Consider the following 22,537-nt stretch of genomic DNA (forward strand, 5'->3'; position numbering starts at 1 on the left):
AAATGCGTTTCGACGCATTTTCAAACGATCCAGGCGGGATCGACCTTCAGCCAATGCCACGGCTGTTCGTCGTTCCCGCGCAGGCGGGAACCCATAGACGCCACGCGCGCGATTCGATCGCCAGCGTCGGCGTATATGGATCCCCACCTGCGCGGGGATGACGCGGGGAGAGCGGGCCGGCAACGCCTCGAAACCCGCCCTTCCGCGAGTTTGCGGATCATACCGAAAAACTCCGATCTGCCTCCCTTGCGGATATTCCGGCGTCGGGTAGATCGACCCGATGATCCGACCAAAATGGACCCCCGTAGCTTGGCTGGCGGACCGGATGGCGGTCCTCGTCCTCGGGCTGATCGTCGGCTTCATCGTCGGGCTGTCGTTCGCCGGCGACGGGCGCATCCTGCCGGCCACGACGACGGTGGCGAGCACGGACGGCCCCGCCCCGTCCCCGGTGCCCGCGGCACCCCCCGTCGCGGCGCAGGGCGTCGACGGGCCGATCCCCCCACAGGTAACGGCACGGATGCGGCGCGGCGGCGTGCTGCGCGTCGGCGTGTTCGGCGACAGTTTCGGCAACGGCATCTGGGACGCGATCTACCGGCAATTGCCCGCAAGCGACGGGTTCGAGGTGCTGAAATTCGCCAAGGAAGCCACCGGCTTCACCCGCTATCGCCAGCTCGACCTCGAGAAACGCGCCTATGAGCAACTGGCGCGCGACCCGGTCGACGCGGTGGTCATCAGCTTCGGCGCCAACGACGCGCAGGCGGTCTATGACGACGGGCATCTATACCCGTTGATGGGTGACGGGTGGAAACGGGTGATCGGCGAGCGGGTCGACCGGTTCGTCGCGGCGGCGCGATCGACCGGGGCGGTGGTCTATTGGGTCGGGCTGCCGGTGATCCGCGATCCCAAGCTCGATGCCGACATGCAGGCGATGGACGGTTTCTACGAAGCGCATATGCGTCGCCTCGGCGTGCCGTTCGTCGATTCGCGCCCGCTGACGCTGGGCGCGGACGGGAAATACACCGCCTATCTGCCTGACTCGAAGACCGGGCGACCGGTGCTGATGCGCACCGGCGACGGGCTGCACATGATCGGGATCGGCTATCAACGGCTGACCAGCGGCGTCGCCGCCGACCTGCGCCGCTATGCCGCGCGCGTTCGGCAGGCGGCGGGGCGGCCCGCACCCACACCGACCGGGGAGCCACGCTGATGCCCGCACTTCTGGCTGTCGCGCTGGCGCAGGCCGGCGCCGCCGCGACCTGCAACGGAGCGCTGTGCGATGCCGATCACCTGCGCCCGTTCCTCGAAAAGCTGGCGGATGCGCCCGCCGATCCCGCGCCGGTCCGCATCCTCCAGATCGGCGATAGCCACACCGCCGGCGACCAGATCACCGGAAGCTGGCGGACGCTGTTGCAGGCCCGCTTCGGGCGCGGCGGACGCGGGGTGATGGCGGTCGGGCGGCCCTATGCCGGCTATCTGACGCGCGACATCACCGCGACCCAGTCGCCGGGATGGAGCGTCGACGGCATTTTCGGGCCGGCCTATCGCCCCGCCGCCACCGTGCGCATGGGCCTTTCCGCCTATAGCCTGACCAGCCAGACCCCCGGCGCGACGGTGACGCTGAGTGCCGATGGCGGTCGGACCTTCGACCGGCTGACATTGTGCGCGCTGACCGGGCCGGGGGCGGGCACGGTGCGGCTCGGCATCGGCGCGGCGTCGCTCGACTGGTCGCTGGCCGCGCCCGCCAGCGGCAGCCAGTGCCGCACGCTCGATGCCGGTGGCGAGGCGTCGGGCGCATCGGTCACGGTGATCGCCGGCCCGGTGACGCTGACGTCATGGGATACGGCACGCAGCCGGGGCGGCGGGGTCGTCCTGTCGAACCTCGGCACCGTCGGCGCGCAGCTCGTCCATTTCGGCCGGACCGACGAGCGCGTCGTCGCGACCGAACTCGCCGCCTATCGCCCCGACCTGATCGTCATCGCGTTCGGCACCAACGAGGCGTTCCGCCCCGGCTTCTCGGCCGCCGCCTATGAAGCCACGTTGCGCGCCGATCTCGCCCGGCTGCGGCGACTGGCCCCCGGCGTGCCGATGCTGTTGTTCGGCGCGCCTGATTCCGCCACGCGCACTCCGGGGCTGCAAAGCGGCGAGGGCGGGATCAGCCCGCCCTGCCCCACCTCGGCCATCTGGCGGCCGACCGCCGCGCTGGCGGCGGTGCAGGCGATCCAGCGGCGACAGGCGCATGCCGCCGGCATCGCCTATTGGGACTGGGCGCAGGCGATGGGCGGGCGCTGCACCGCCGATGGCTGGACGCAGGGCACGACGCCGCTGATGCGTGGCGACCATGTCCATTTCACCAGTCGCGGCGGCGCGGAGATCGCACGCCGGCTCCAGGCCGATCTCGACCGCGCGCTCGCCACGCTGCCCGCGCCGGACCGGTTCTAGGATGCTGTTTCCGACGCTGGGCTTCGGCCTATTCTTCCTCGTCGTCTATGCGATCACCTGGTCGCTCGGCCGGTCGAACGAATGGCGCAAGATCGCGCTGCTGCTGGCGAGCTGGTTCTTCTACGGCGCATGGGACGCGCGGTTCGTCGCTCTGCTGTTCGTCTCGGCGGTGGTCAACTGGGCGCTGGCGCAGGCGATCGTGCGCGACCGGGAACGCGCGGACGGGCGGCGCGGGCGGCGCGGGCGGCGCGGGCGGCGCGGGCGGGCACTGGTCACGCTCGGCGTCGTCGCCAATCTCGGCGTGCTCGGCTATTTCAAATATGCCGGCTTCTTCCTCGAACAGCTCGCCGCGCTGTTGCAGCCTTTGGGCTTCGGGCGCGACCTGCCATTGTTGCAGGTGGTGTTGCCGGTCGGCGTGTCGTTCTTCACCTTTCAGGCGATCTCCTATCTGGTCGACGTCCATCGCCGGCGCATTCCGGCGGCGGGACTGCTCGACCTGACGCTGCTGATGTCGTTCTTCCCGCATCTGGTCGCCGGGCCGATCGTGCGCGGCGCGGACCTGTTGCCGCAGTTCCGCCGCGTGCCGGTGATCGATCGCGGCACCGTCGCCGCCGCGCTGCTGCTGATCGTATGGGGGCTGTTCAAGAAGGCGGTGATCGCCTCGCAACTGGCCGGCGCGCTGGTCGATCCAGCGTTCCTCGATCCCGCCGCGCGGTCGAGCTTCGACCTGCTGATCGGCGCATACGGCTATGCAGTGCAGATCTACTGCGATTTCTCCGCCTATTCGGACATGGCGATCGGGCTGGCGGCGCTGCTCGGCTACACCTTCCCGCGCAATTTCGACCAGCCCTACCGCGCCGCCTCGCTCCAGGATTTCTGGCGGCGCTGGCATATCAGCCTGTCGAGCTGGCTGCGCGACTATCTCTACATCCCGCTCGGCGGCAGCCGGAAGGGGCCGGTGCGCACCTATCTCAACCTGTTCGCGACGATGGTGCTCGGCGGGCTATGGCATGGCGCGAGCTGGAGCTTCCTGATCTGGGGCGCGCTGCACGGTGGCTGGCTGGCGATCGAGCGGTTCTGGGCACGGCATCGCCCCGCCGGCCTGCCGCTTCCGCCGCGCTGGGCGGGGATCCTCGTCACCTTCCACATCGTCGTGCTGGGCTGGATCTTCTTTCGCGCACAGGGCGAGGGCGAGGCGGTCGTCTATCTCGCCGCGCTGGGGGCGGGCGACTGGCGCAACACGCTGGTCACGCCGCTGTCGCTGGGGCTGGTCGCCTTCGGCCTCGCCATCCATGCGGTGCCGGCCCATCTGCTTACCGGGGCGGCGATGCGGCTGCGCCACCACGCCGCGCCGGCGATCGCCGTGGCGCTGGGCATGGCGATCCTGATCGTCGACGCGATGCGGCCCGCCGGGGTCGCGCCGTTCATCTATTACCAGTTCTGAAGCGGGGCAGTCATGACCACGGGTGCCGACCATGGCGAGATCGCCGAAGCAGGATCGCCGGTCCAGGTGCCCGCCGACCCGGTCGACGGCGTGCTTCCGCTGCGCTGGATGACCGGCATTGTCGCGGGTTCGACGCTGTTCCTCGCGCTGTTCAACGCCCCTGCGATCGGCGAATGGTTCGACGAACTGCCGCCGTCGCCCGCCACCGAACCGCTGCGCGCGCCGATCGCGGCATGGGTGGCGACGACCGGCCGCCTGGGGCTGGACACCCCGCGCACGGCGGTGCGCAGGCGCTGGGAAGCGGCACGCGCGGCGCGCTTCGGCGGGGAACATCCCGGCGGCGCGGAGTAGCGCGGGGAACAGCGCGGTGCCGCGAACCGCGCGCTGTCAGGGGTCCGGTGAGAGGATGGTCAACATCGTACGCCAGGCCCCCGCAACCGTCCCGATCGGGATCAGAAAACGAGAAACATTACGGCCTCCCAAAACCCGTCTTTCGCAGCCGGTTTGGGAGAACGCCAAGCCTAAAAGTACAGGCCGCGTTTGCGCCGTAATCCTGGTCGATGGTCAGCGCCTGCTGACAGAGGATAAGGCATGCGATGTCTTGAAGGATTTCTGGCGGCTCTCGCTTTGTCGATTTTGCCATCGGATACATCCGCTGCTCCTGCCCAGCATCGCATCACCATTGATGACGTACTGGCGATGGAACACGTCGAAAGCGCAAGCTTTTCGCCCGATGCCGAATGGGCAGCAGTAGTAGTGCGCCGTCCCGCCGGTTCCGGCGAGATCTATGGCCGTACCGCGTTCGAAACCGACCCGGGGCGGAGCGACGTCTGGCTGGTTTCGAGCAAGACCGGTGAGCGGCGACGGATCACCGACGGAAAGGCCATGGCAGCCGGCTATTTATAGCGACCTGCAATGATGACCGGCCGAACGCGCAATAGAGGGCCGTTTCCGGCGCACATTGGTTGAGACGGATGGGATCGCTCAACGCATATTACTTGAGACGTAGCGCACGAACGGTGAGACAGACGCACATTGTTGATCCGCAGGCGCACGATGGCGGAGCCAGGCGATCACAGCGGCAGTCCTGCCGCGCGCACCTCGTCGGTGAGCTCCCGGACACGCACCGGATCGAGGCCGCCACGCAGCAGCTTGCGTATCTCGGCCGGCTTGGCATCGAACTGTTCGGCGAGCATGCGGGTGTCGTAGCCGTGGCGGGTAAGCTGGGGTTCGAGGCCGCGGTCGCGGAAGCGGCCGAGGCGGTGGAAGGCGACGGCACGGGCAAGGCTGTTGCGCGCTTCGCCCTTGTTCAGTTCGGCGGTGACGGTGCGCCGCAGGTCGGCGTCCTCAAACCAGCGCAGGGTGAACAGGGTACGTTCGATTCGCCCGATCTCGCGCAGGGCCGCGGCAAGCCTGCCTTGCTGACGCTGGGCGGAGCGTTTGCCGAGGATCAGCGAGGGTGTGACCGTGCGGTTCCGGATCGCGCCAATGACCTCCGCGATCTCCGGCCAGTGGGGTATGATGCGGTCGCGGGCGAGCCGACGCCCGAACAGCGGCGCCAGCCTGCCGTAGTGGCGTGCCGGCTCGAAGGCGTAGAGGCGGCGATCCGACAGGCGCGGGATACGCGGCTCGAAATCCAGCCCGAGCAGGTGGCTGACCGCGAATACGATGTCGGACACGCCGCCTCCGTCGACATGGAGCGTGGCGGGATCGACCGCTGCCGCATGGCCATGGATGCCATCGAGCGCGTGGATGGCCTCGCCGGCGGTGCCAGCCATCACGGTCTGGTGGAGGGGAGCATAGCGGTCGGTGATGGTGGTGTAGATTTTCACCACCGGGTCGCGCCCGTAATGCGCGTTGACGCTTCCGCCCGCCTCGCCGGGACCGCCCAGGGGGAATGCCTGCCCGTCGGCTGACGCGCGACGCCTTTGTCCGAACCAGACGGCAAGCGGCTCGGCATGGATGGCGTCGGTCAGGCAGGCGAGTGCGGCGCGGAACGTTTCCTCGCGCATATGCCATGTCTGCATCCGCAGAAGGGTCCGGCGTGACCCCGCGCCGCAGACCTCGGCCATGCGCGACTTCGGCGCGGTGCATCGCCTCGGCCGCGATCCGCTCGACGACGCTGATGCCGGAGATGACGATGTGCTCCGAGCGCATCTTTTCCAGCAGCCGGTCGAGGAGATAGCATCCGTCGGTGAGTGGCATTGCGGTTTGTCGGAGCCAAGTCATCAGATCGGCTCGGACCGGGCGGCTGAGGTCGCGGAATCCGAAGCGTGCCTTGATCGCGGCGAGCTGATCGTAGCGGGTCGGCGTACGCCTCGCGAAGTCGGCGATGACGCTCGCCTCCACGCCAATCTGTTCGGCGATGACGCTCGCCTCCACGCCGACCTGTTCGGCGATATGGTCGAGCATGATCGCCGGCAGCAATTCGCCCGCACGAAGGTGGCGCCCCGGATAGCGCGGGTAGCACAGTTGCAGCGCATAGCCGAGCCGGGTCGCCGGCGTCCGGGCGGTGCCGATCGCGTCCAGATCGCTGGCGTCGAGGCTATGATATCGCACTACCATTGCCTCGGTGTCGGGCAGCGCCAGCAGTGCGGTGCGCTGACGCCCGGTCATCGGAATGCGTGCGGGCATGTTCCATCCTCCAGAAACCACTTGCCTTTCGGATGCTTCGTGAAAGAGGATTGTGAAAGGCGGAAGGCAGCGGAAATCCGTGGCGGCCGATCCGGCCTCCGGATACGGCCGTTTGGGAAAGGCGCGCGCTTGGACACCATACCCTATCTGATCGGCTATGCTCGCGTGTCGAAGGGCGAGGAGCAGTCCAACGTCGCGCAGGCTCGCGCGTTGGATGCAGCCGGTTGCCGGCGCGTGTTCGAGGAAACTGCCAGCGGCGGGCGGTGGGATCGGCCGAAGCTTCACGAGATGATCGCGCAGTTGCGCGCGGGTGACGTGATCGTCGTCTGGAAGCTCGACCGGCTATCGCGCAGCCTGAAGGATCTGCTTCACATCATGGACCGGATCGAGGCGGCGGGCGCGGGTTTCCGCTCGCTCACCGAGGCAATCAACACCACCACGGCCGCAGGCCGCATGATGATGCAAATGGTCGGCAGCTTCGCCGAATTCGAACGCGCGATGATCCGCGAGCGCACCAGCGCGGGTCTGGCGCAAGCGCGCGCCGAGGGCCGGATCGGTGGACGCCGGCGCAAGCTGGCCGACAAACAGCGCCGCGAGATCGCCGAATCCGTCACCTCGGGCCGCAAGTCCGGTGCCGAGATGGCCCGGCTTTACGGCGTCAGCGAACCCACCGTCTCGCGCATCGTCGCGGCCTGGCGCCAGCAGCAGGGAGAAGCGGCATGAAGCGGGGCCACGACCTGTCCGGTCTGATGAAGTTCGCCACCTCGCCGGCCTGGGCCGACCATCTGGGCGAGGCACTCGGCGATCATCTCGAACTTGCAATGGACGAGTTCGACTTCGGTTACGAAGACCTCGCCGATATCGTCGGCGACCATTGGGCGGGCGTGCTGTGGGGCTGCGCGTTCGAGGATTTGCTGACGCGTGACCTCGAACCCGATGGCCGCAACATCGTCGACGACTATATCAAACGCCGGGGCTGGAACGAGAGCGGCCCCGCCAAGGCCTATATGCGTGCGCTCCGATCGTCGGTGATGAGCCTGTACGAAGTCAGCGAGGTAGAGACCGGCAGCGGGTTCCTCGTGCGCGACCTGATCCGGGGCGGCGAGCCGGTGCGCGTGTCCGAGCGCAGCGCTTCGCAGACGCTCAAGCAATGGGACCGGATCGGTGCCCGCGTCGTCGAGGTCGGCGGCAGGCACCTTCTGTCGGGCGGACTGCTGTCGTTCACGATGGAGGCGGCCGAGGCGCTCGTCGCCGACCTGCGGCGTTCGAAGGGCAAGCGCAGCCCGCGCACCATGTTGTCCCTGGACGCGGACGATCTGGCCACCCTTCCCGCCCTCATCAGCACGGCATGGCTGTTCGATGTCGTGCCGAAGACCATGGGACCGGTGTCCATCCCTACGTTGCACAACAGCGATGGCGAGGAGGTGGTGTTCCACCGCGTCCGCTTTCCCTTCGCGCGCGGCGTGACCCAGGCGCTGGTCGGCGAGCGGCTCGATACGCTCCGGGCGCTTCAGCGTGAAACCACGCACTTCTGGAACTGGCTGGGCGACAGGCCCGGCAAGGCCTCCAAGGGCACCGGCCGCATGGCGTGGGGCGTGACGATGGAAGACGGCACCCCGGTGCTCGGCAATGTCGAACTCAAGGGCCGCGCCCTGATCCTCGCCGTCACCTCCGCCGAGCGTGCCGCGCGCGGCACCTCTCTCATCGCCGATGCACTGGCCGGACTGGTCGGCACCCCGCTCACCACCATCGAAACCGTCGAGCAGGCCATGGCGGCGCGAATGGAGGGGCTGACCGCACCCGAACCCGCGCCCGATATATCCCCCGATATCACGACCCCGCTCATCCACGGCATGCTCGATCGCCAGTACCGCGCCACACTTGACGAACCGGTCGGGATGCTGGGCGATATCACTCCGCGTACGGCCGCCAAGACCGCCGCGGGCCGCGATCGTCTTGCTACCTGGCTCAAGCACCTCGAAAACCGCAGCAGCGTCAAGCCCGATCCGAGCGACCCGATGGCGACCTACGACTTTACTTGGATGTGGTGCGAACTCGGGATCGAAAACCTGCGCTAAGAATAGCCAGCTTCCATCAAGTCCGGCGTATACCGTTAATCTGTGTCCCTATAATGTACGCTGGCCATCACCGACCTGCTGGTCGAGGTCGCCGCACGGTAGGGTTTCGCCGATCGCTTCGTCCATGCGCGCAGCGGCGCCCCTGCCTCCGACCCGTCGGCGCTGATGGGCGCGATCCTCGCCGATGCGACCAACCTCGGGTTGGGCCGCATGGCGGAAAGCTCGCGCGGGCTGACGCTGGCCCGCTTGCGCTGGACCGCCGAATGGCATGTGCGCAATAAAACCTACCTGTCAGCGTTGGCGGCGATCGTCGACTGCCACACCGCGCATCCGCTTGCCCAGGTCTGGGGGCCGGGCGACACCTCGTCGGACGGCCAGTTCTTCCGCGCCGGCGGTCAGGGCGAAGCGCGCGCCGATCGCAACGACCGCTATGGCACCGAGCCCGGTGTGCTGTTCTACACCCATCTCACCGACCGCTTCACGCCGTTCCACACCAAGGTCATCGCCGCCAATGCCGGCGAGGCTGCGCATGTCCTCGACGGTCTGCTCGACCATGAGAGCGAGCTGGTGATCCGCGAACACGCGACCGACACCGCCGGTGCGGTCGATCACGTCTTCGGCCTGTGCCACCTGCTCGGCTTCCGCTTCGCACCCCGCATCCGCGACCTCAACGAGCGTCGGCTGTATGGCCTGTCGCCGCTCGACCCGTGGCCGACGCTACGCCCGCTCGTCGCCGGGCCGGTCAACGTCCAGGCGATCGAGGAGAATTGGGACAAGACGCTGCAGCTTGCCGCCTTGATCCGCGCCGGCACCGTCAGTGCCTCGGTCATGCTGCGCAAGCTGGCGGGTTTCCCGCGCCAGAACCCCGTCGCGCACGCCCTGCGCGAAATCGGACGGGTGGAGCGCACCCTGTTCATGCTCGACTGGTTCGATGATCCCGACCAGCGTCGCCGCACCGGCAGCATCCTCAACAAGGGTGAGGCCCGCAACGCACTCGCCCATGCTATCTTCTTCAACCGCCTCGGCGAACTGCGCGACCGTACCTTCGAGAACCAGCGTCACCGTGCCTCCGGACTGACCCTCGTCACCGCAGCCGTCACGCTGTGGAACACCGTCTATCTCGACCGGGCCGTCAGTCATCTGCGACGCAGCGGCGTGGACGTGCCCGACGAACTGCTCGCCCATGTCGCGCCGCTGGGCTGAGAGCATATCGGCCTGACCGGCGACTATCTATGGGGTGAGATCGACAAGCCCCGCGAACGGTTCAGGCCGCTCCGCCTTCACCAGCAAGGTCGGGACGCTTAGCGTACGTTTTCGACCATCCTCTCACCGCTCCCCATCTCGCCCGACGCCACGCTCGACGAGCGTACCGGCGAGCGCCATTGCATGGTCCGCGTCCGTGCCGACGCCCAGAACTTCCGCGGACCCGATGGACAGCGTCTGGCGATCGGTCCGGGCATGACCACCGACGTCAACCTGATCGGCGACAAGCGATCGGTGATGGCCTACATCCTGTCGCCCTTCACCCGTCTGAGCGAGGATGCGTCCGGGAACAGCGGGAGCCTTGACGAACCGGTCCGCAGGATATGCGCACCTGTCGAACCGGAGAACGATCACGTCGCAGGAGCGGGGGTGCATTCCGCGGGAATACGCCCTCGCTACCCGATCAACCGATGAAGTAATCGGCTTGGAAGACGTTCATGTCCCAAGCCGGACTCATTGTATCCATCAATATCCCGGCATCGGACGTCGCCGCCGTGCCGACGGTCGGCGTATAGCCCAGTTCCCTGCTGGTGAATGCGGTGGCGGTCGTGTTAGCGAAGGTCAGCAGTGTCTCGAACTGGGCGCCGCTCTGTCGGCCATCGCGATCGATCTGTAGCAACGTGTCGTTCCCCGACTGCACGAGCTTCAGGAAACCTTTCTCAAACGGATTGTCCGGTACCCACCAGTACGCCAGCACGCTCTCGAGATAGGAAGTGAGGCGTACGGTATCCGAACCGATCGCGAAATCGGTCAGATACGCCGAATTCCCCGATATACGGTTCAGGCTGGTACCGCTCAGCGTCAGGGTGTCCGATCCCTCGCCCAGCGTGATGCGGTGATCGCCGCCGCCGATGTTGATCGATACCGTATCGTTCCCGGCACCGGCGTCGATCCGGCTCTGCGCGACGCTGCCGACGCCGATGTTGTCGTTGCCGTTGCCGCCCACGACCGTAACCGTGTCGAGATTGCGCCCGGTACTGACAAAACGGATGAAGTCGTTGCCGTCGCCGCCGTCGAACAGGATCGTGCTGGCCATCATCCGGCCTGCCCGGGCGGCCGTTACCCGGTCATCTCCCCCCTGCCCGTACAGGCTGTCGTTGCCGCCACTGTTGTCGAACAGGGTGTCGTTGGCCAGATCGTCTCCGATGCCATCGACCGAATAGCCATAGACCCGGTCGTCGCCGAGACCTCCGCCCAAGGAATCGGGACCCAGACCACCTTCGACCAGATCGTTACCCGCGCCGCCCCGCAGCGTATCGGCACCGCCCAATCCCTGGAGCAGATCGTCGCCACTGCCACCGAGCAACTGGTCGGCTTCCGCCGTACCGACGAACGTCTGTGCGATTTCCGCCGCGCCATCGAGACGATGGCCGAAATCGCTCGCGCCGAACGTGCCGAGCGTGACGTTCTCGAAACGCAACAGCGTTTCATGGCCATGAGCGGTCCCGGCCCCGTCGAGGTCGACCTTGAGCAAGACATCGCTACCCGCCGTCTCGAGCATCAGATGCCCAGTCTGGAACGGGTTCTTCGCCGTATCCCAATCGATGAGGTTCGATATGAGGAAACTGTCGATCGCCACCCGATCGACTTGCGGAAGATAGTCGGTGATGCGGACCTGCCCGGCGATCCCGGTGAGCGGCGCGATCGTATCGGGTGCGTTGGGCGAGAGGATCACCACGTCCGCTCCGGCCCCCAGCGTCACGCGCATGTCGCTGCCAACCCGTTGCCCTGACGTACCCCCCTGTGCATCGGTGGTGTTCGACAGGTCGAGAAAGACCTGATCGTCGCCGTCTCCTGCATCGATCGTCATTCGCGCAGCGGGAGCGGCACGGAGGATATCGTTGCCGCTGCCCCCTGCCATGGTCACCGTGGAATAGCGCACCAGCGACACATCGGACTTGAACTCGATCGTATCGTTGCCCGACCCGCCGTCCATCACGATCACGTCGTCGCTGGCGAACATCCGCTCGACGATCAGCGTATCGTCACCGCCCTGGCCATAGAGCCGGTCGCTGCCGCCACTACTGTCGAACAGGGCGTCGGTGGACTGGTCGTTGCCGCTGTCCTCGCGGTTGTTGCCGTACATCCGGTTGTCGCCGCGTCCGCCGCTCAGCAGGTCATGGCCCATGCCGCCTTCGAGGATATCGTCGCCCCCGCCCGATGCGGTCAGCCAGTCGTCGCCGCCCAGTCCCTGTACCACCTGCGACACGATATCGTTCGACAGATCGTCATCGCCTTCGGTGCCGATCACCGGATCGAACCGCTGGTAGCGCAGGTCGTAGGCGTGGGTACGCATGCCGCTTACGACGAAATAATAGGTGCCGTCATCCGGTGCGATGAAGCTCGTATAGCTCCAACCCCATGTGTTGCGTTCGAGTAGCCGCCCCTTGGCGTCGTAGACTTCGACCATCACGTCGGGGACCGGTCCAGTTTCGGCCAAGGGACGACCGGCCGTAACCGATCCGGTCTGGTCCTTCTTCAAGTCCATCGTGAACCAGTCGCGGTCGCCGCGTACATTGATCCGCTCGGACAGCACGCCCTCCGACCCGACGAGCGCATGCGCCGTCTGGTCATTACCGAAAGTACCGGTCGCGGCCCGCCCTTCCTTTGCACCCGTGACGATCCAGTGACGGGTCGCGGCGCGAATGTCATAGCCTGCTGCGGTCAGATCGGCGTTACCGAGAAGGTAGAGGATACCGTCGAACCCCGGCATGCGTCCTTCGCGGGCACCGTTCTGGACGAAATGCCACGTAGCGGCTGCCGTGTCGGTACCGAACACGGCGCGCAGGTCGGCGTAGGTCGCAATGTAATTAAGCGCATCGAAGGTGATCGTGCGCCCCTCCGCTGCGCCATAATGCACGAAATGCGCGGTGGCAGCTACAGTATCGCTGCCGAATGCTGCACGCAGGTCGGCATGGCTTGCCAGATACCCCGTCGCGTCGAACGTGATCGAACGTCCCTCCGCCGCACCATAGCGCACGAAGTGCGCGGTGGCCGCGCCGGTATCGCTGCCGTACGCGGCGCGCAGGTCAACGTAGCTCGCCAGATATCCCATCGCATCGAACGTGATCGTACGGCCTTCCGCCGCACCATAGCGCACGAAATGCGCGGTGGCCGCGCCGGTATCGCTGCCGTACGCGGCGCGCAGGTCGACGTAGCTCGCGAGATACCCCATCGCATCGAACGAAGCGGTGCGCCCCTCCGCCGCACCGAATTGGATATAATGTCGGGCTGCCGCCGCCGTATCCGCCGCAAATACCGTCCGCAGATCGGCATAGCTGGCAAGATACGCCATCGTATCGAACGTGATGGTGCGTCCCTCGGCTCGGCCATATTGGACGTGATGGGCGCGTCCAGCCTGAGCATCCGCTCCGAATACCCGCATCAGATCAGCATAGGACGCGATATAGGCGAGTGCCTCCGCGTCGGTCCAAGTCGAACTGTCCATTATCGCCCCACTTCCGGTTTCGGGCCGGTTTTCAATGGAATTCCACAATAGTCAAGAAAGGGTACGCGATCGTGCGGGTACGCTTGTTTGTTCGAACGCTTGTGCTCTCGGGATGTACTGGAAAATAGATGAAAATCCAGCATGACCCATAGCGCGCCTTGTCCGAAACCTTGTTCCGTTGGCAGTCACAATTGGATGGAGGGCCGCTCTCGACGGTATTGCCCATCGGATTTGATCGAAGCACATCCCGAACCGGGGGCGTCACATGAAAGGGTCACAGATATACGGTAGCGGCGATCATGCCGGCAGCCGGACAATCTGGCGGAGCGGGCGCAGTTCGCCGTCGCGCGGTGCAGGATCAGACCAGAGATCGTCGCCGGTCAGGTTGATGTGCTGCCATCCGAGCGGGACGAGTTGCTGGAGCAGGTCGGGCGGCACCGGGCGACCCTGCCGATCGAGGTGACGCATGGCGGCTTCGAGGTAGGTGGTGTTCCACAGCACGATTGCGTCGGCGACCAGATTGAGCGCGCTGGCGTGGTGTCCCTGGGCTTGCAGGCCGTGGTCGCGGATGCGGCCGGCGCGATGGAAGAAGATGGGGTCGGTTCCGGCGTAAGCGCTGTTCGGTCGGCACCTTGCCGAGGGGGTGATAACGGAAGACGGATCGGGCTTTCGGGATAGCAGGAAGGCCTACAGCCATGACGATGTCATGTGATGATACTGGCACGAGGCCGGTTCGGTTCGAGGTGTTCACGGGAGCGGGCGGGCGCCGCGAGTGGAGCGACGAGGCCAAGGCGCGGATGGTGGCGGAGAGCCATGCCGGGCTGGAAAGCGTCAGTGCGGTCGCAAGGCGGCACGGGCTGTACCCGTCGCAGCTTTTCACCTGGCGGCGGGATGCGCGCAAGGCGATGGAGGCAGCAGCGCCGGTGTTCGTGCCTGTCATCGTCGAGCCGACACCGAATGACATTGTTCCTGCGCGACCGATGCGACGACGTGCCCGACACCCTCGTGGCGGTGGCATGGTCGAGTTGGAGATCGACGGGGTGGCGGTGAAGGTCGGACGCGGTGCGGACGCCGATGTGATTGCCGCGGTGATCGGCGCCTTGAGGCGTGCGCGTTGATCGGTCCCGGCAGCGACGCGCAGGTAATGGTGGCGACCGCGCCGGTGGACTTTCGCAAGGGCGCGGACTCGCTCGCGACGTTGGTGAAGGCGCAGTACGGTGCCGAGCCGTTCTCGGGCGTGGTGTACGTGTTCAGGGCGAAAAAGGCGGACCGGGTGAAGCTGGTCTGGTGGGATGGCACGGGGCTGTGCCTGATGGCCAAGCGCCTCGAGGAGGGCGGCTTTCGCTGGCCAGGCATCCGGGACGGCGTGATCCGGCTGAGCGCCGCACAGATGGCAGTGCTGCTGGAAGGCGCGGACTGGCGCCGGGTCCATGGCGGTCGCAAGCCCGTGGCGCCGCAACTGCCCGGTTGACGCCGCAGGGGCGGACTGATTCACTCGTCCGCGATGCTGATCGAGGCTGACCTTTCTTCCGACCCGCAAGGCTTACGCGACATGCTCGCCACGACCATGGCCGAGCTTGCGGCGCTGCGGGTCGTGGGCAAGGAAACGCAGGCACAGATCGACGATCTGTGGGCCGAGCGGGCAGCGACCCGCGCCAAAATCGTGCGGCTGAACGCCGTCAACGACCATGCCGAAGCAGAACTGGTCCGGCTGCACGAGATCATCGCCGCGCTGCGCCGGCACCGCTTCGGGGCCCGTTCCGAGAAGCTCGACGACGAACAGCTGGAGATGGCGTTCGAGGATACCGAGACGGCGCTTGGCGTGGTCGCCGCCAGCCTCGATGCCGTGGCGGCCGTCCCGCGCGAGCCGCGTCGGCGCAAGACCAACCGTGGCCGGCTGCCGGCGCATCTGGAACGCGTCGAGCAGGTCGTCGATATCGAGAACAAGACATGCGGCTGCTGCGGAGGCGCGCTGCATGTCATCGGCGAGGACGTTGCCGAGCGGCTCGACGTGGTGCCCGCGACCTTCCGCGTCCTCGTCACCCGCCGCCCGCGCTATGGCTGCCGGGGTTGCGAGGCTGCACCCGTGCAGGCCCCGGCACCCGCCCACCTCATCACCGGCGGCCTGCCCAGCGAGGCGCTTGTCGCGCAGGTGCTGGTGTCCAAATATGCCGACCACCTGCCTTTGTACCGGCAGGCGCAGATCTACGCGCGCCAAGGCGTCGAACTCGACCGCTCGACGCTGGCGGACTGGACGGGGCGAGCGGCATGGTGGCTGCGGCCGCTGCGCGACCATCTGCTTGGCATGCTCAAGCGCTCGGGCAAGCTGTTCGCCGACGAAACCGTCGCGCCCGTGCTCGACCCGGGACGAGGACGTACCAGGCGCGGGCAGCTATGGGCTTACGCGCGCGACGACCGGCCGTGGGGCGGCAGCGATCCGCCTACGGTCGCCTACCGCTATGCACACGACCGCGCAGCCGAGCAGCATGTCGAACATCTCGCCGGCTTTCGCGGCGTGTTGCAGAGCCTGCCCCGGCGAAGGCCGGGGTGGATGGCTACACGGGATACCGCAAGCTCGCGCGCGCAGGCGACGTGCAACTCGCCTTCTGCTGGGCGCATGTGCGTCACCGCTTCTTCGAACAGGCCGCAGGCGGGACGCAGCCAGTTGCCACCGACGTGCTCGCGCACATCGCGCGGCTCTATGTTGTGGAGGCCGAGATCCGCGGGCAGTCGGCCGATGCCCGCCGCGACGCCCGGCAGGAACGCAGCCGACCGCTCATCGACGACCTGCGCCGTGTCCTCGACATGCGGCTTGGTCAGGTCAGCCGCAAAGGCCGTCTCGCCGAGGCCATCCGCTATGCGCTGAACCACTGGGACGGGCTTTGCCGCTTCTTCGACGACGGGCGTATCGAGCTGGACTCCAACACCGTCGAACGCAGCAGCCGACCGCTGACCCTCAACCACAAGAACGCGCTCTTCGCCGGTTCCGACGATGGCGGTGACAACTGGGCGGTCATCGCCTCACTCATCGAAACCGCCAAGCTCAACCGCGTCGACCCCCAGGCCTAGCTGACCGACACCCTGACCCGTCTCGCCAGCGGCCACCATATCAATGCTCTCGAAGACCTCATGCCCTGGGCATACGCCGACCGCGTGGCGGATTAACACCGCTTACGAAGAAGGTGAAGGTCAAGAACCTGAAGCTCGAGCATATCCGATAGGCCCGGTGTTTGCCGCTCCAGTAAATTGTCAAAGGGCGTTCCCGTGATGTCAGCAACGATCAAGATTATTGCCCACCGGCGGCACTCGATACTCCCCGTCCCGATAGCTATATAACACGGTCTGACGGACGGTTCCGCGATAGGTGACGATCAGCACATCCCGGGCGCGATCATAGGCGATGCTGCCGTCGATCGTCTCGCCCGGTTCATGCTGTGCGGGGTCGTCGCCGGGATCGAAGCTATAGCCGGTAAGGATATCGCGGGCGAGTTCGACCGGCTTTCGCGGTCGCAACGCTACAAGCGTCGTACAGGCATGGCCATGTCCGAACCATTGGCCGAATCCGGTCGCCTGAATCACCGGATAGGTCCCGAGGTCGCGCCGCAGCGTCCAGTCGGGCGGATTGCCGAAACTTCCCGCCCGGATACTGTCGGGATAGCGCCCCGTGACGCGAAATCCGTAGCCGTGGGGGGCCAGATACCAGATGCCGAGGAACCCCTTGTCCGGGTGTGCCGCCGACAACCGTTGCCCCCGTGCGACGAGGATCGGGGTCGCGCCGGGGCGTATCAGCCTGCCGTCGTCGAACCGGACCTCCGCGCCATCGATCCGAACGATGCCTCCGCGCTCCACGCCGAACACCGCGCGCATCGCGGCGTTCGTCGCAAGCGTGTCGGCAGAGGGGCGCGCGACCATTGCCGTGGCCGAGGTCGTCGGTTGCGGCCGGGGCGCTACCTCGGTCCCGTTGCAGCCCGTAACGAGAATGGAGACCGCGCCGATGCCGACATGGCGATACCGGACGAACCGCGACCGGACGTCGAGCGGAGACAGCGCCATCGCCCGGCCTATCGCACCGGGCGCGCGCGGCCGCTGCCACAGTGCGCCGCCCGTGCCGTCTGGATCAGCGCGTCCTGTCGCTCGACGATCCGGCGAACGGCGGTTTGTGACAGGTCGACGTCGGCGGCGATCTGCGCGATCATCCGGCACTGGGCGTACAGGTCGATCACCGCCGACGTTTGCGCCGCTGTGTCGTTCCCCCATGCGCGCGGCAGCGATGGGTCGACGTGATAGCATCGATCGCCCCGTGGGGGCGGATCGCGATACCGATCGGCGAGCGAGATCGTGCGATACCCGTCGCAACCGGCGGCATAGTCCGCTCCCCGGCCGAGGACCGCATATCCCCGCCGCCTGAGCATGGCGACGCACGCGGTAGCGGCGGGGGAGAAATCCACCGGGATTCGCGGGCGCACCATCGTTGCCGGGACTGCTTCCGGCGGGTTCGCCGTCGGCGTGCGACAGGCGTCGGGCGATTGCACGATCCTGAGCGGCGGGTTCCCGCGCACCGGTTCGTCGCCGGGCGGCGGGGGGCATCCCGGCTTGCGCAGGGTGTCGGGCGCGAACGGTCCGGTCAACGCTTCAACGTCGCGCAGGTCGAGGTTCACGTCGCGGGCGATCGCGTCATCGGTGGCGCAATGGGCATAGAGCCATGCGGCGCGCCCGGCCTTGGCCGAACGGACGTCGGGTCCCCAGTCCCGGATGCCATCGACCGATCGCCCGACCATGCAGGTCATCCGCTCGACCGGACCGACACGGTCGGGGGGCAGGCTGCGCAACTGTCGGCACGTTTTGGAAAAGGGGAGGACGCGGAACGGCAGTGGCTCCTGCCGGGCGTGATAGACCGACGGGTCGATCGGCGAAGGGGTGGGGTCGGGCGTCGCACTATCGGGGGCGGCGATCGCGGCTTCCGGAGCGGGGTCGGGAGTCGTGTCGGCCCAACCGCAGGACCCCAGCCCCAGCGCAAGCGCGATCGCACGGCCTGGGCGCCTCATGCGGGCGTTCCCCGCCGCGGTGTATGGCCGGGCATCACAACAGCGACCAGTCGGCGGTGAACGCGATCTCCGCCGGCGGGAACAGCGCCAGCGGCGTCGCGTCGGCAGCGATACAGTCATAGGCGCGCAGCACCCGGCCGCCGACCCGGAATTCATAGCTCGGAAAGCCGTCATGCGCGCATCGCAGCCAGCGTTCGATGCCGAGCGTGCCCCGGCGCAAGCCCAGCGTGAACGTCGCGTCGATCGCCGGGGCACCGCGGACCAGCGGATTGCGGCCGTTCACCACGATCTCGCAGCCATGCGTCGCGCCGGGCGGCAGCGCCCATGCGGTTCGCAGCGTCGCATCGGTCACGTCCTGATGCCCGACCGCGATCGGTGCTGCGCCGGGTCGAATCCGCCGCGCCCATGCCGGGCCGCCATCGACCGGCACCAGCGCGTCCGAGTCATATTCCTTCGTTTCGTCGAACCCGGCGGTGCCGATCCTGAGCGCAGCGGGACCGGCGACGCCGCAATCGAGCGTCCCGTCCACGCGCACCTTGGTACCGCCGCCGAAGCTGCGTCCGGCGTAGCTGACCGCCGCTGCCGGGATAAATATCCGCAAATCGAACGGGATAACCAACCGGGTCTGCGCAAAGGCCGGAAGTGCAAGCGAAGTGGCGACGATGCTTCCGATAGTTTCGCGTCTGTTCAGCAACGACATCTCCGCCCCTTTCGTCCGACGTCGTGACGCGATGACTGCTGGATTCTTCGTCAGACAATGCTATTTGCCATGAAGGGACGGGTTTCGTCGAGGGCGTCGGGGGGCGGACCTATGCTGGTGGACGAGGATTTCTCCGAAGCGGTACTGGACGATCTTGTCGTCGCGCTGATCGCGGCCGGCGAGCGGGCCCGATCCGACACCGACGTCTCCGCCGAACGAACGAAACAGATCGAGGCGGTCTGCGCGGCGCTCGAAGCCGCGGATATCGCGCCGCTCAAAGCCGCGCTGACGGATCAAGCCGCGATGATCGAGGCCGTCGATACTACGCACGCCACCACGGCGTCGGCCGATGCGGCGGCGCATTTCGCGGCGCTGACCACGGCGGAGGAGGACCTCGCCGCCGCCGAACGCACCCTGATCGCGGGGGAGGAGGCGGTCGTCGGTGCGCTGGAGGCGTTGAACCGGCTCGGTGATGGCATGGCCAAGGTGGTCGGCGAGGCGGCGACCCCGGCGGCCGCGCGGATTCCCGCCGCGCTCGACCAACTGAAGGCCGAGGTCGCGACGATCGTCGCAAGGACCGATGCCGGATCGACGACGGCCGCGACGCGGGTGGCCGCACTGGAAGCGGACATGACCCGGCTGCGCACCACCTTGCACAAGATGGTCGAAAGCGAATGTGCGACGCGCTGGGGTACGGTGCGAAGCGGGGCAGACGCGCTGTTCGGCGCGACGCAGAATGCGGGTAGCACCGCCTTCGCACGATCCGCCGATACGACGGGACAGTCGGTGGGGCAGGGAGCGATGGCGACCGTCGCGACGATCACACAGCGGATCGACGACGTGAACGACGCGCTCGCCCGGCTGACCGAGGTGGTCGACAGCGCGAAGCAGCTCCAGTTCGCGTTGCGGCTGGCCGGCGGGCGGTTCTGACGATGGCGACAACGGACCTGTCGATCCTGCTCGACATGATCGCCGCGACCGGTGGCGGGGACGATACGGCCGATCCGGCGGGCGCGCACCGCGATCTGCTGGACCTGCTCGCTGAGGTCGATGCGATCGACCAGACGCCGGCGTTCGCCGATATGGCACCGCTCGATGCTGATGTCGCCGCGATTACGTCGGCGATGCAGGCGAGCATGGCGCCGGACGCAACCACGACCGTCGTGACGATCATCGCGAATGTCATGGCACTGGCGGACGCGCTCGACGACCTGACGAGCGATGCGAAGGCGCTGGAATCGGGTTTGCGAACGAAGGGGCAGGAGATCGAGGCGATGATCCCGTCAGCGACGATCGCCGCGCTTGGCGTCTGTACGGCGGCGGGGAAGGCGTTGCGCGATCGTGCCGACGCGTTCGTGACGACGGCGCTCGACCTTGCCCATGCCGCGACGGCCGTGACCGCATCGGCGATCAGCGAGCGTCAGACCCCGCGTGTCGTCGAGGATTTCAGGGCGATGCTCGATATGGTCGACACCGAGGCGACCGGCCTTGCGCGACAGATCGCCGCGCTGGGCCCTGCGCTGGAGACGCAATTGCTCCACATCGAAGCGGCACTGCGGGCGCGGATCGAGCAGGGCGTTCGTAGCGTGACGTCGAGTGCGCAGTCCGCGATCGAGCAGCAGGTCGTCAACCTGATACGCGCGGAAGCAAGCAGTGCCGCCCAGGCGATCGTCATCGGTGAGGCATTGCAGGTCAGCCTGTCGACCGGCCCGTGGCTGCCGGCAATCCATCTGGCCAAGATCGCACTGGACCGCCTGCCATGAACGACACCGCCATGCTCATCGCCGAACTCGCCGCGTTTCAGGCGCAGCATGCCGGACGGGCGGCGCAGGAAGCCACGATCCGGCGGTACCGCGCCGAGGGGGAGTCGGCGATGGCGGCAGCGGCGACGGTACTGGCAGAGTTGATCGCCCCATTGACCACCACCCTGTCCGACGCCGTCGAGCGCCAGCAGGCGGCGGTGGCCGATGCGCAGGATGTATTGGCCGGTCTCGAGCAGCGGATCGAGCGCGTCGGTACGAACCATCGCGATGCGATCACCGCCGTAGAGACGTTGCACGACCGGACGGTGGAACTCCACCAGGCGGCGAACCGCGCGCGCGCGCCGCTCGGGACGTCGGTGGCAACCATCGAAACCGCCATCGGCGATGCCGGCCAAGCGCTCGACGCCGCCGCCGATGCACTGACGACGACCTGTCACGATGCGGCGGAGCGCCATGCCGCCGCCATCGCCACGGCGACCGAGGTGATCGCGGCATTCGTCGAAGCGATCGAGCGCGTGCGGCATGACGTCGAGGCGCAAATCGACGAGGCGGTGTCGCCCGCGATCGATGCGGCGCTCATCACCGCGCGGGGGAGCATGACGATGGCGGCCGATCTGGCCAATCAAGCAGTGTATTACCAATTACACGCGGCGCTGACCGGGGTCGAGCGGGAGGTCGGACAGGCGATCGACGATGCGGTGCAGGAGGTGCTGGCAACGATCGCCGCCTTTGCCGCCGAAGCGGCCGGTGGCGGAAGCGATGCGGGGATGCCAGCAGGGGCGCTGATCCGCGAAGCGGACGAGATCGGTCGGCTGCTGTTCGACCTGCTTGAAGCGGCAGCACAAGTGCCGCAGCGCGTCGCCGAACGGCTGGCCAGCATCATGACGGGAGGATTGTTTTGAGCGTTGCCGCAGCCCGCGACGCGCTCGGCGATCTCGATGCGGCGCTGGAGGCGCGCGCTGCCGCCTGGTCGCTCGAAGAAGCCGCATGGGACCGGCTGTCCGCGCTGCTGAACGCCCGCGCACTGGTCGGCGGTTTGCTGCGTGCCGACGCGGCGGGGCGGCGGATCGCGGCGGAGGCGGAAAAGCTCCAGAGCCGCGCTGCCGCCCTCGCCGCCGAGGTGGACACGCTGGCCGATGCGATCGATAGCTCCGCCCAGTCGTTCGCGGCGATCACGCACGATCCCGATACCGCTACCTGGGCGGGCGACGCAGACGCGATCGTCGATGCTGCGGACGATCGCGCGCACGGCATCACAGAGGTCATCGACGCCCTGGTGACGGCGTTGGGCACCGAGGCGGTGACACTGGCCGGAACGGCGGGGGACGATGCGCAGCATGCGGTGGACCGGCTGGCCGATGCGATACCCCTGCACGAGAAACTGGCGGAGGACGCGGTGATCGCGCTGCGATCCGATGTGGCCGGGGCGATCGCCGCGTTGCACGACCAGATGGCGCAAGGCGCGACCGCGATCGGGCAGGTGGCCGAAGCGTCGATGCTCCATCTGGCGGAGCAGCAGGCGGGCCATGCGGTGCGCGTGGCGGGTGAGGTCACGATGCTGGCGGCAAAGGTCGCGCATCTGGTGACGGAGATCACCGCGCTCGGTCGAACCGTGGCGACGCTGCGTATCGCGCTTGGTTCCTCGATCGACGATGCGACGATGCCGATCACCGATTTGCGATCGGTGCTCGAACAGCTCATCGACCGTTTCCGCCATTTCTGA

The 22,537-nt window shown here is 67.2% G+C and carries 18 protein-coding genes and 4 pseudogenes; 16 read left to right on the top strand and 6 right to left on the bottom strand.

Translation table 11 applies throughout. The features are described from left to right. Positions 1 to 280: 280 nt before the first annotated feature. From ASE78_RS04075 to ASE78_RS04095, 5 genes are all read left to right on the top strand, one after another. Positions 281 to 1,207 carry a DUF459 domain-containing protein gene (locus ASE78_RS04075; RefSeq protein WP_082467000.1) on the top strand — a complete coding sequence of 309 codons (927 nt, stop codon included), beginning with the start codon at positions 281 to 283 and terminating at the stop codon, positions 1,205 to 1,207. Next, a complete protein-coding gene (locus ASE78_RS04080) occupies positions 1,207 to 2,439 on the top strand; it encodes a GDSL-type esterase/lipase family protein (RefSeq protein ID WP_056493611.1) in 1,233 nt (410 codons plus the stop codon). The genes ASE78_RS04075 and ASE78_RS04080 overlap by 1 nt, the downstream gene beginning before the upstream one ends. A 1-nt stretch (position 2,440) precedes the next feature. Then, positions 2,441 to 3,883 carry an MBOAT family O-acyltransferase gene (locus ASE78_RS04085; protein WP_056493613.1) on the top strand — a complete coding sequence of 481 codons (1,443 nt, stop codon included), beginning with the start codon at positions 2,441 to 2,443 and terminating at the stop codon, positions 3,881 to 3,883. A gap of 12 nt (positions 3,884 to 3,895) precedes the next feature. Further along, entirely contained in the window at positions 3,896 to 4,234 is a 339-nt protein-coding gene (locus ASE78_RS04090; RefSeq protein WP_056493615.1) for a hypothetical protein, read from the top strand. Between the two features lie 240 nt (positions 4,235 to 4,474). Beyond that, positions 4,475 to 4,789, top strand: coding sequence for a hypothetical protein (locus ASE78_RS04095; protein ID WP_156351278.1), 315 nt, complete (start codon positions 4,475 to 4,477; stop codon positions 4,787 to 4,789). Between the two features lie 308 nt (positions 4,790 to 5,097). On the opposite strand, the pseudogene ASE78_RS19870 reads toward ASE78_RS04095, so the two are convergent. Beyond that, positions 5,098 to 6,499, bottom strand: a pseudogene (locus ASE78_RS19870) (Tn3 family transposase); the annotation flags it as partial. Between the two features lie 147 nt (positions 6,500 to 6,646). Here ASE78_RS19870 and ASE78_RS04105 point away from each other — a divergent pair. From ASE78_RS04105 to ASE78_RS04120, 4 genes and pseudogenes are all read left to right on the top strand, one after another. After that, on the top strand, positions 6,647 to 7,240 hold the full coding sequence (locus ASE78_RS04105; protein ID WP_056493621.1) for a recombinase family protein: 594 nt from the start codon (positions 6,647 to 6,649) through the stop codon (positions 7,238 to 7,240). 98 nt (positions 7,241 to 7,338) lie between these two features. Beyond that, positions 7,339 to 8,595 (top strand): hypothetical protein, encoded by a 1,257-nt coding sequence (locus ASE78_RS18530; protein WP_235514868.1) that lies wholly within the window; start codon positions 7,339 to 7,341, stop codon positions 8,593 to 8,595. A gap of 66 nt (positions 8,596 to 8,661) precedes the next feature. Then, a pseudogene (locus ASE78_RS18535) lies at positions 8,662 to 9,900 on the top strand (Tn3 family transposase); the annotation flags it as partial. Between the two features lie 81 nt (positions 9,901 to 9,981). Beyond that, entirely contained in the window at positions 9,982 to 10,272 is a 291-nt protein-coding gene (locus tag ASE78_RS04120) for a hypothetical protein (protein WP_056493626.1), read from the top strand. Here ASE78_RS04120 and ASE78_RS04125 read toward each other — a convergent pair. Together ASE78_RS04125 and ASE78_RS04130 are read right to left on the bottom strand one after the other, a co-directional pair. Then, the gene (locus ASE78_RS04125) at positions 10,262 to 13,306 is read right to left on the bottom strand and encodes a calcium-binding protein (protein ID WP_056493629.1); all 3,045 of its coding nucleotides are present in this window, start codon (positions 13,304 to 13,306) and stop codon (positions 10,262 to 10,264) included. The genes ASE78_RS04120 and ASE78_RS04125 overlap by 11 nt on opposite strands. 297 nt (positions 13,307 to 13,603) lie before the next feature. Beyond that, positions 13,604 to 13,900: pseudogene (locus ASE78_RS04130) on the bottom strand (Tn3 family transposase); the annotation flags it as partial. 107 nt (positions 13,901 to 14,007) lie between these two features. Here ASE78_RS04130 and tnpA point away from each other — a divergent pair. The 3 genes and pseudogenes from tnpA (at position 14,008) to tnpC (ending at position 16,471) form a co-directional block, all read left to right on the top strand. Beyond that, positions 14,008 to 14,424, top strand: coding sequence for an IS66-like element accessory protein TnpA (gene tnpA, locus ASE78_RS04135; RefSeq protein WP_268795697.1), 417 nt, complete (start codon positions 14,008 to 14,010; stop codon positions 14,422 to 14,424). Beyond that, a complete protein-coding gene (gene tnpB, locus ASE78_RS04140; RefSeq protein WP_056493637.1) occupies positions 14,421 to 14,777 on the top strand; it encodes an IS66 family insertion sequence element accessory protein TnpB in 357 nt (118 codons plus the stop codon). Before tnpA ends, tnpB begins: the two co-directional genes overlap by 4 nt. 96 nt (positions 14,778 to 14,873) lie before the next feature. Next, a pseudogene (gene tnpC / locus ASE78_RS04145) lies at positions 14,874 to 16,471 on the top strand (IS66 family transposase). Positions 16,472 to 16,576: 105 nt separating this feature from the next. Here the strand turns inward: tnpC and ASE78_RS04150 are convergent. The 3 genes from ASE78_RS04150 to ASE78_RS04160 are packed head-to-tail and all read right to left on the bottom strand — an operon-like array spanning position 16,577 to position 18,952. Further along, entirely contained in the window at positions 16,577 to 17,359 is a 783-nt protein-coding gene (locus ASE78_RS04150; protein ID WP_056493640.1) for a hypothetical protein, read from the bottom strand. 8 nt (positions 17,360 to 17,367) lie between these two features. Next, on the bottom strand, positions 17,368 to 18,351 hold the full coding sequence (locus ASE78_RS04155) for a hypothetical protein (protein ID WP_156351279.1): 984 nt from the start codon (positions 18,349 to 18,351) through the stop codon (positions 17,368 to 17,370). A gap of 34 nt (positions 18,352 to 18,385) precedes the next feature. Further along, positions 18,386 to 18,952: a hypothetical protein gene (locus ASE78_RS04160; protein ID WP_156351280.1), complete on the bottom strand. Its 567-nt coding sequence runs from the start codon at positions 18,950 to 18,952 to the stop codon at positions 18,386 to 18,388. 210 nt (positions 18,953 to 19,162) lie between these two features. Here ASE78_RS04160 and ASE78_RS04165 point away from each other — a divergent pair, with 210 nt between their 5' ends. From ASE78_RS04165 to ASE78_RS04180, 4 genes are read left to right on the top strand one after another with little or no spacing between them, the layout of a single operon-like run. Further along, the gene (locus ASE78_RS04165) at positions 19,163 to 19,981 is read left to right on the top strand and encodes a hypothetical protein (RefSeq protein ID WP_056493652.1); all 819 of its coding nucleotides are present in this window, start codon (positions 19,163 to 19,165) and stop codon (positions 19,979 to 19,981) included. Between the two features lie 2 nt (positions 19,982 to 19,983). Then, positions 19,984 to 20,814: a hypothetical protein gene (locus ASE78_RS04170; RefSeq protein ID WP_056493659.1), complete on the top strand. Its 831-nt coding sequence runs from the start codon at positions 19,984 to 19,986 to the stop codon at positions 20,812 to 20,814. Continuing rightward, positions 20,811 to 21,716 (top strand): hypothetical protein, encoded by a 906-nt coding sequence (locus ASE78_RS04175; RefSeq protein WP_056493662.1) that lies wholly within the window; start codon positions 20,811 to 20,813, stop codon positions 21,714 to 21,716. The genes ASE78_RS04170 and ASE78_RS04175 overlap by 4 nt, the downstream gene beginning before the upstream one ends. Beyond that, a complete protein-coding gene (locus ASE78_RS04180) occupies positions 21,713 to 22,537 on the top strand; it encodes a hypothetical protein (RefSeq protein WP_056493664.1) in 825 nt (274 codons plus the stop codon). Before ASE78_RS04175 ends, ASE78_RS04180 begins: the two co-directional genes overlap by 4 nt.

Source organism: Sphingomonas sp. Leaf25 (genome assembly GCF_001421635.1).
Taxonomy (GTDB): Bacteria; Pseudomonadota; Alphaproteobacteria; order Sphingomonadales; family Sphingomonadaceae; genus Sphingomonas.

Bases quoted from the DNA above. Each gene is read 5' to 3' on its own strand.
- tnpA (WP_268795697.1), top strand. From the start codon at position 14,008: ATGTCATGTGATGATACTGGCACGAGGCCGGTTCGGTTCGAGGTGTTC.
- ASE78_RS18530 (WP_235514868.1), top strand. From the start codon at position 7,339: ATGGACGAGTTCGACTTCGGTTACGAAGACCTCGCCGATATCGTCGGC.
- ASE78_RS04155 (WP_156351279.1), bottom strand. From the start codon at position 18,351: ATGAGGCGCCCAGGCCGTGCGATCGCGCTTGCGCTGGGGCTGGGGTCC.
- ASE78_RS04120 (WP_056493626.1), top strand. From the start codon at position 9,982: ATGGTCCGCGTCCGTGCCGACGCCCAGAACTTCCGCGGACCCGATGGA.
- ASE78_RS04090 (WP_056493615.1), top strand. From the start codon at position 3,896: ATGACCACGGGTGCCGACCATGGCGAGATCGCCGAAGCAGGATCGCCG.
- ASE78_RS04085 (WP_056493613.1), top strand. From the start codon at position 2,441: ATGCTGTTTCCGACGCTGGGCTTCGGCCTATTCTTCCTCGTCGTCTAT.
- ASE78_RS04075 (WP_082467000.1), top strand. From the start codon at position 281: ATGATCCGACCAAAATGGACCCCCGTAGCTTGGCTGGCGGACCGGATG.
- ASE78_RS04080 (WP_056493611.1), top strand. From the start codon at position 1,207: ATGCCCGCACTTCTGGCTGTCGCGCTGGCGCAGGCCGGCGCCGCCGCG.
- ASE78_RS04175 (WP_056493662.1), top strand. From the start codon at position 20,811: ATGAACGACACCGCCATGCTCATCGCCGAACTCGCCGCGTTTCAGGCG.
- ASE78_RS04125 (WP_056493629.1), bottom strand. From the start codon at position 13,306: ATGGACAGTTCGACTTGGACCGACGCGGAGGCACTCGCCTATATCGCG.
- ASE78_RS04165 (WP_056493652.1), top strand. From the start codon at position 19,163: ATGCTGGTGGACGAGGATTTCTCCGAAGCGGTACTGGACGATCTTGTC.
- ASE78_RS04170 (WP_056493659.1), top strand. From the start codon at position 19,984: ATGGCGACAACGGACCTGTCGATCCTGCTCGACATGATCGCCGCGACC.
- ASE78_RS04150 (WP_056493640.1), bottom strand. From the start codon at position 17,359: ATGGCGCTGTCTCCGCTCGACGTCCGGTCGCGGTTCGTCCGGTATCGC.
- ASE78_RS04095 (WP_156351278.1), top strand. From the start codon at position 4,475: ATGCGATGTCTTGAAGGATTTCTGGCGGCTCTCGCTTTGTCGATTTTG.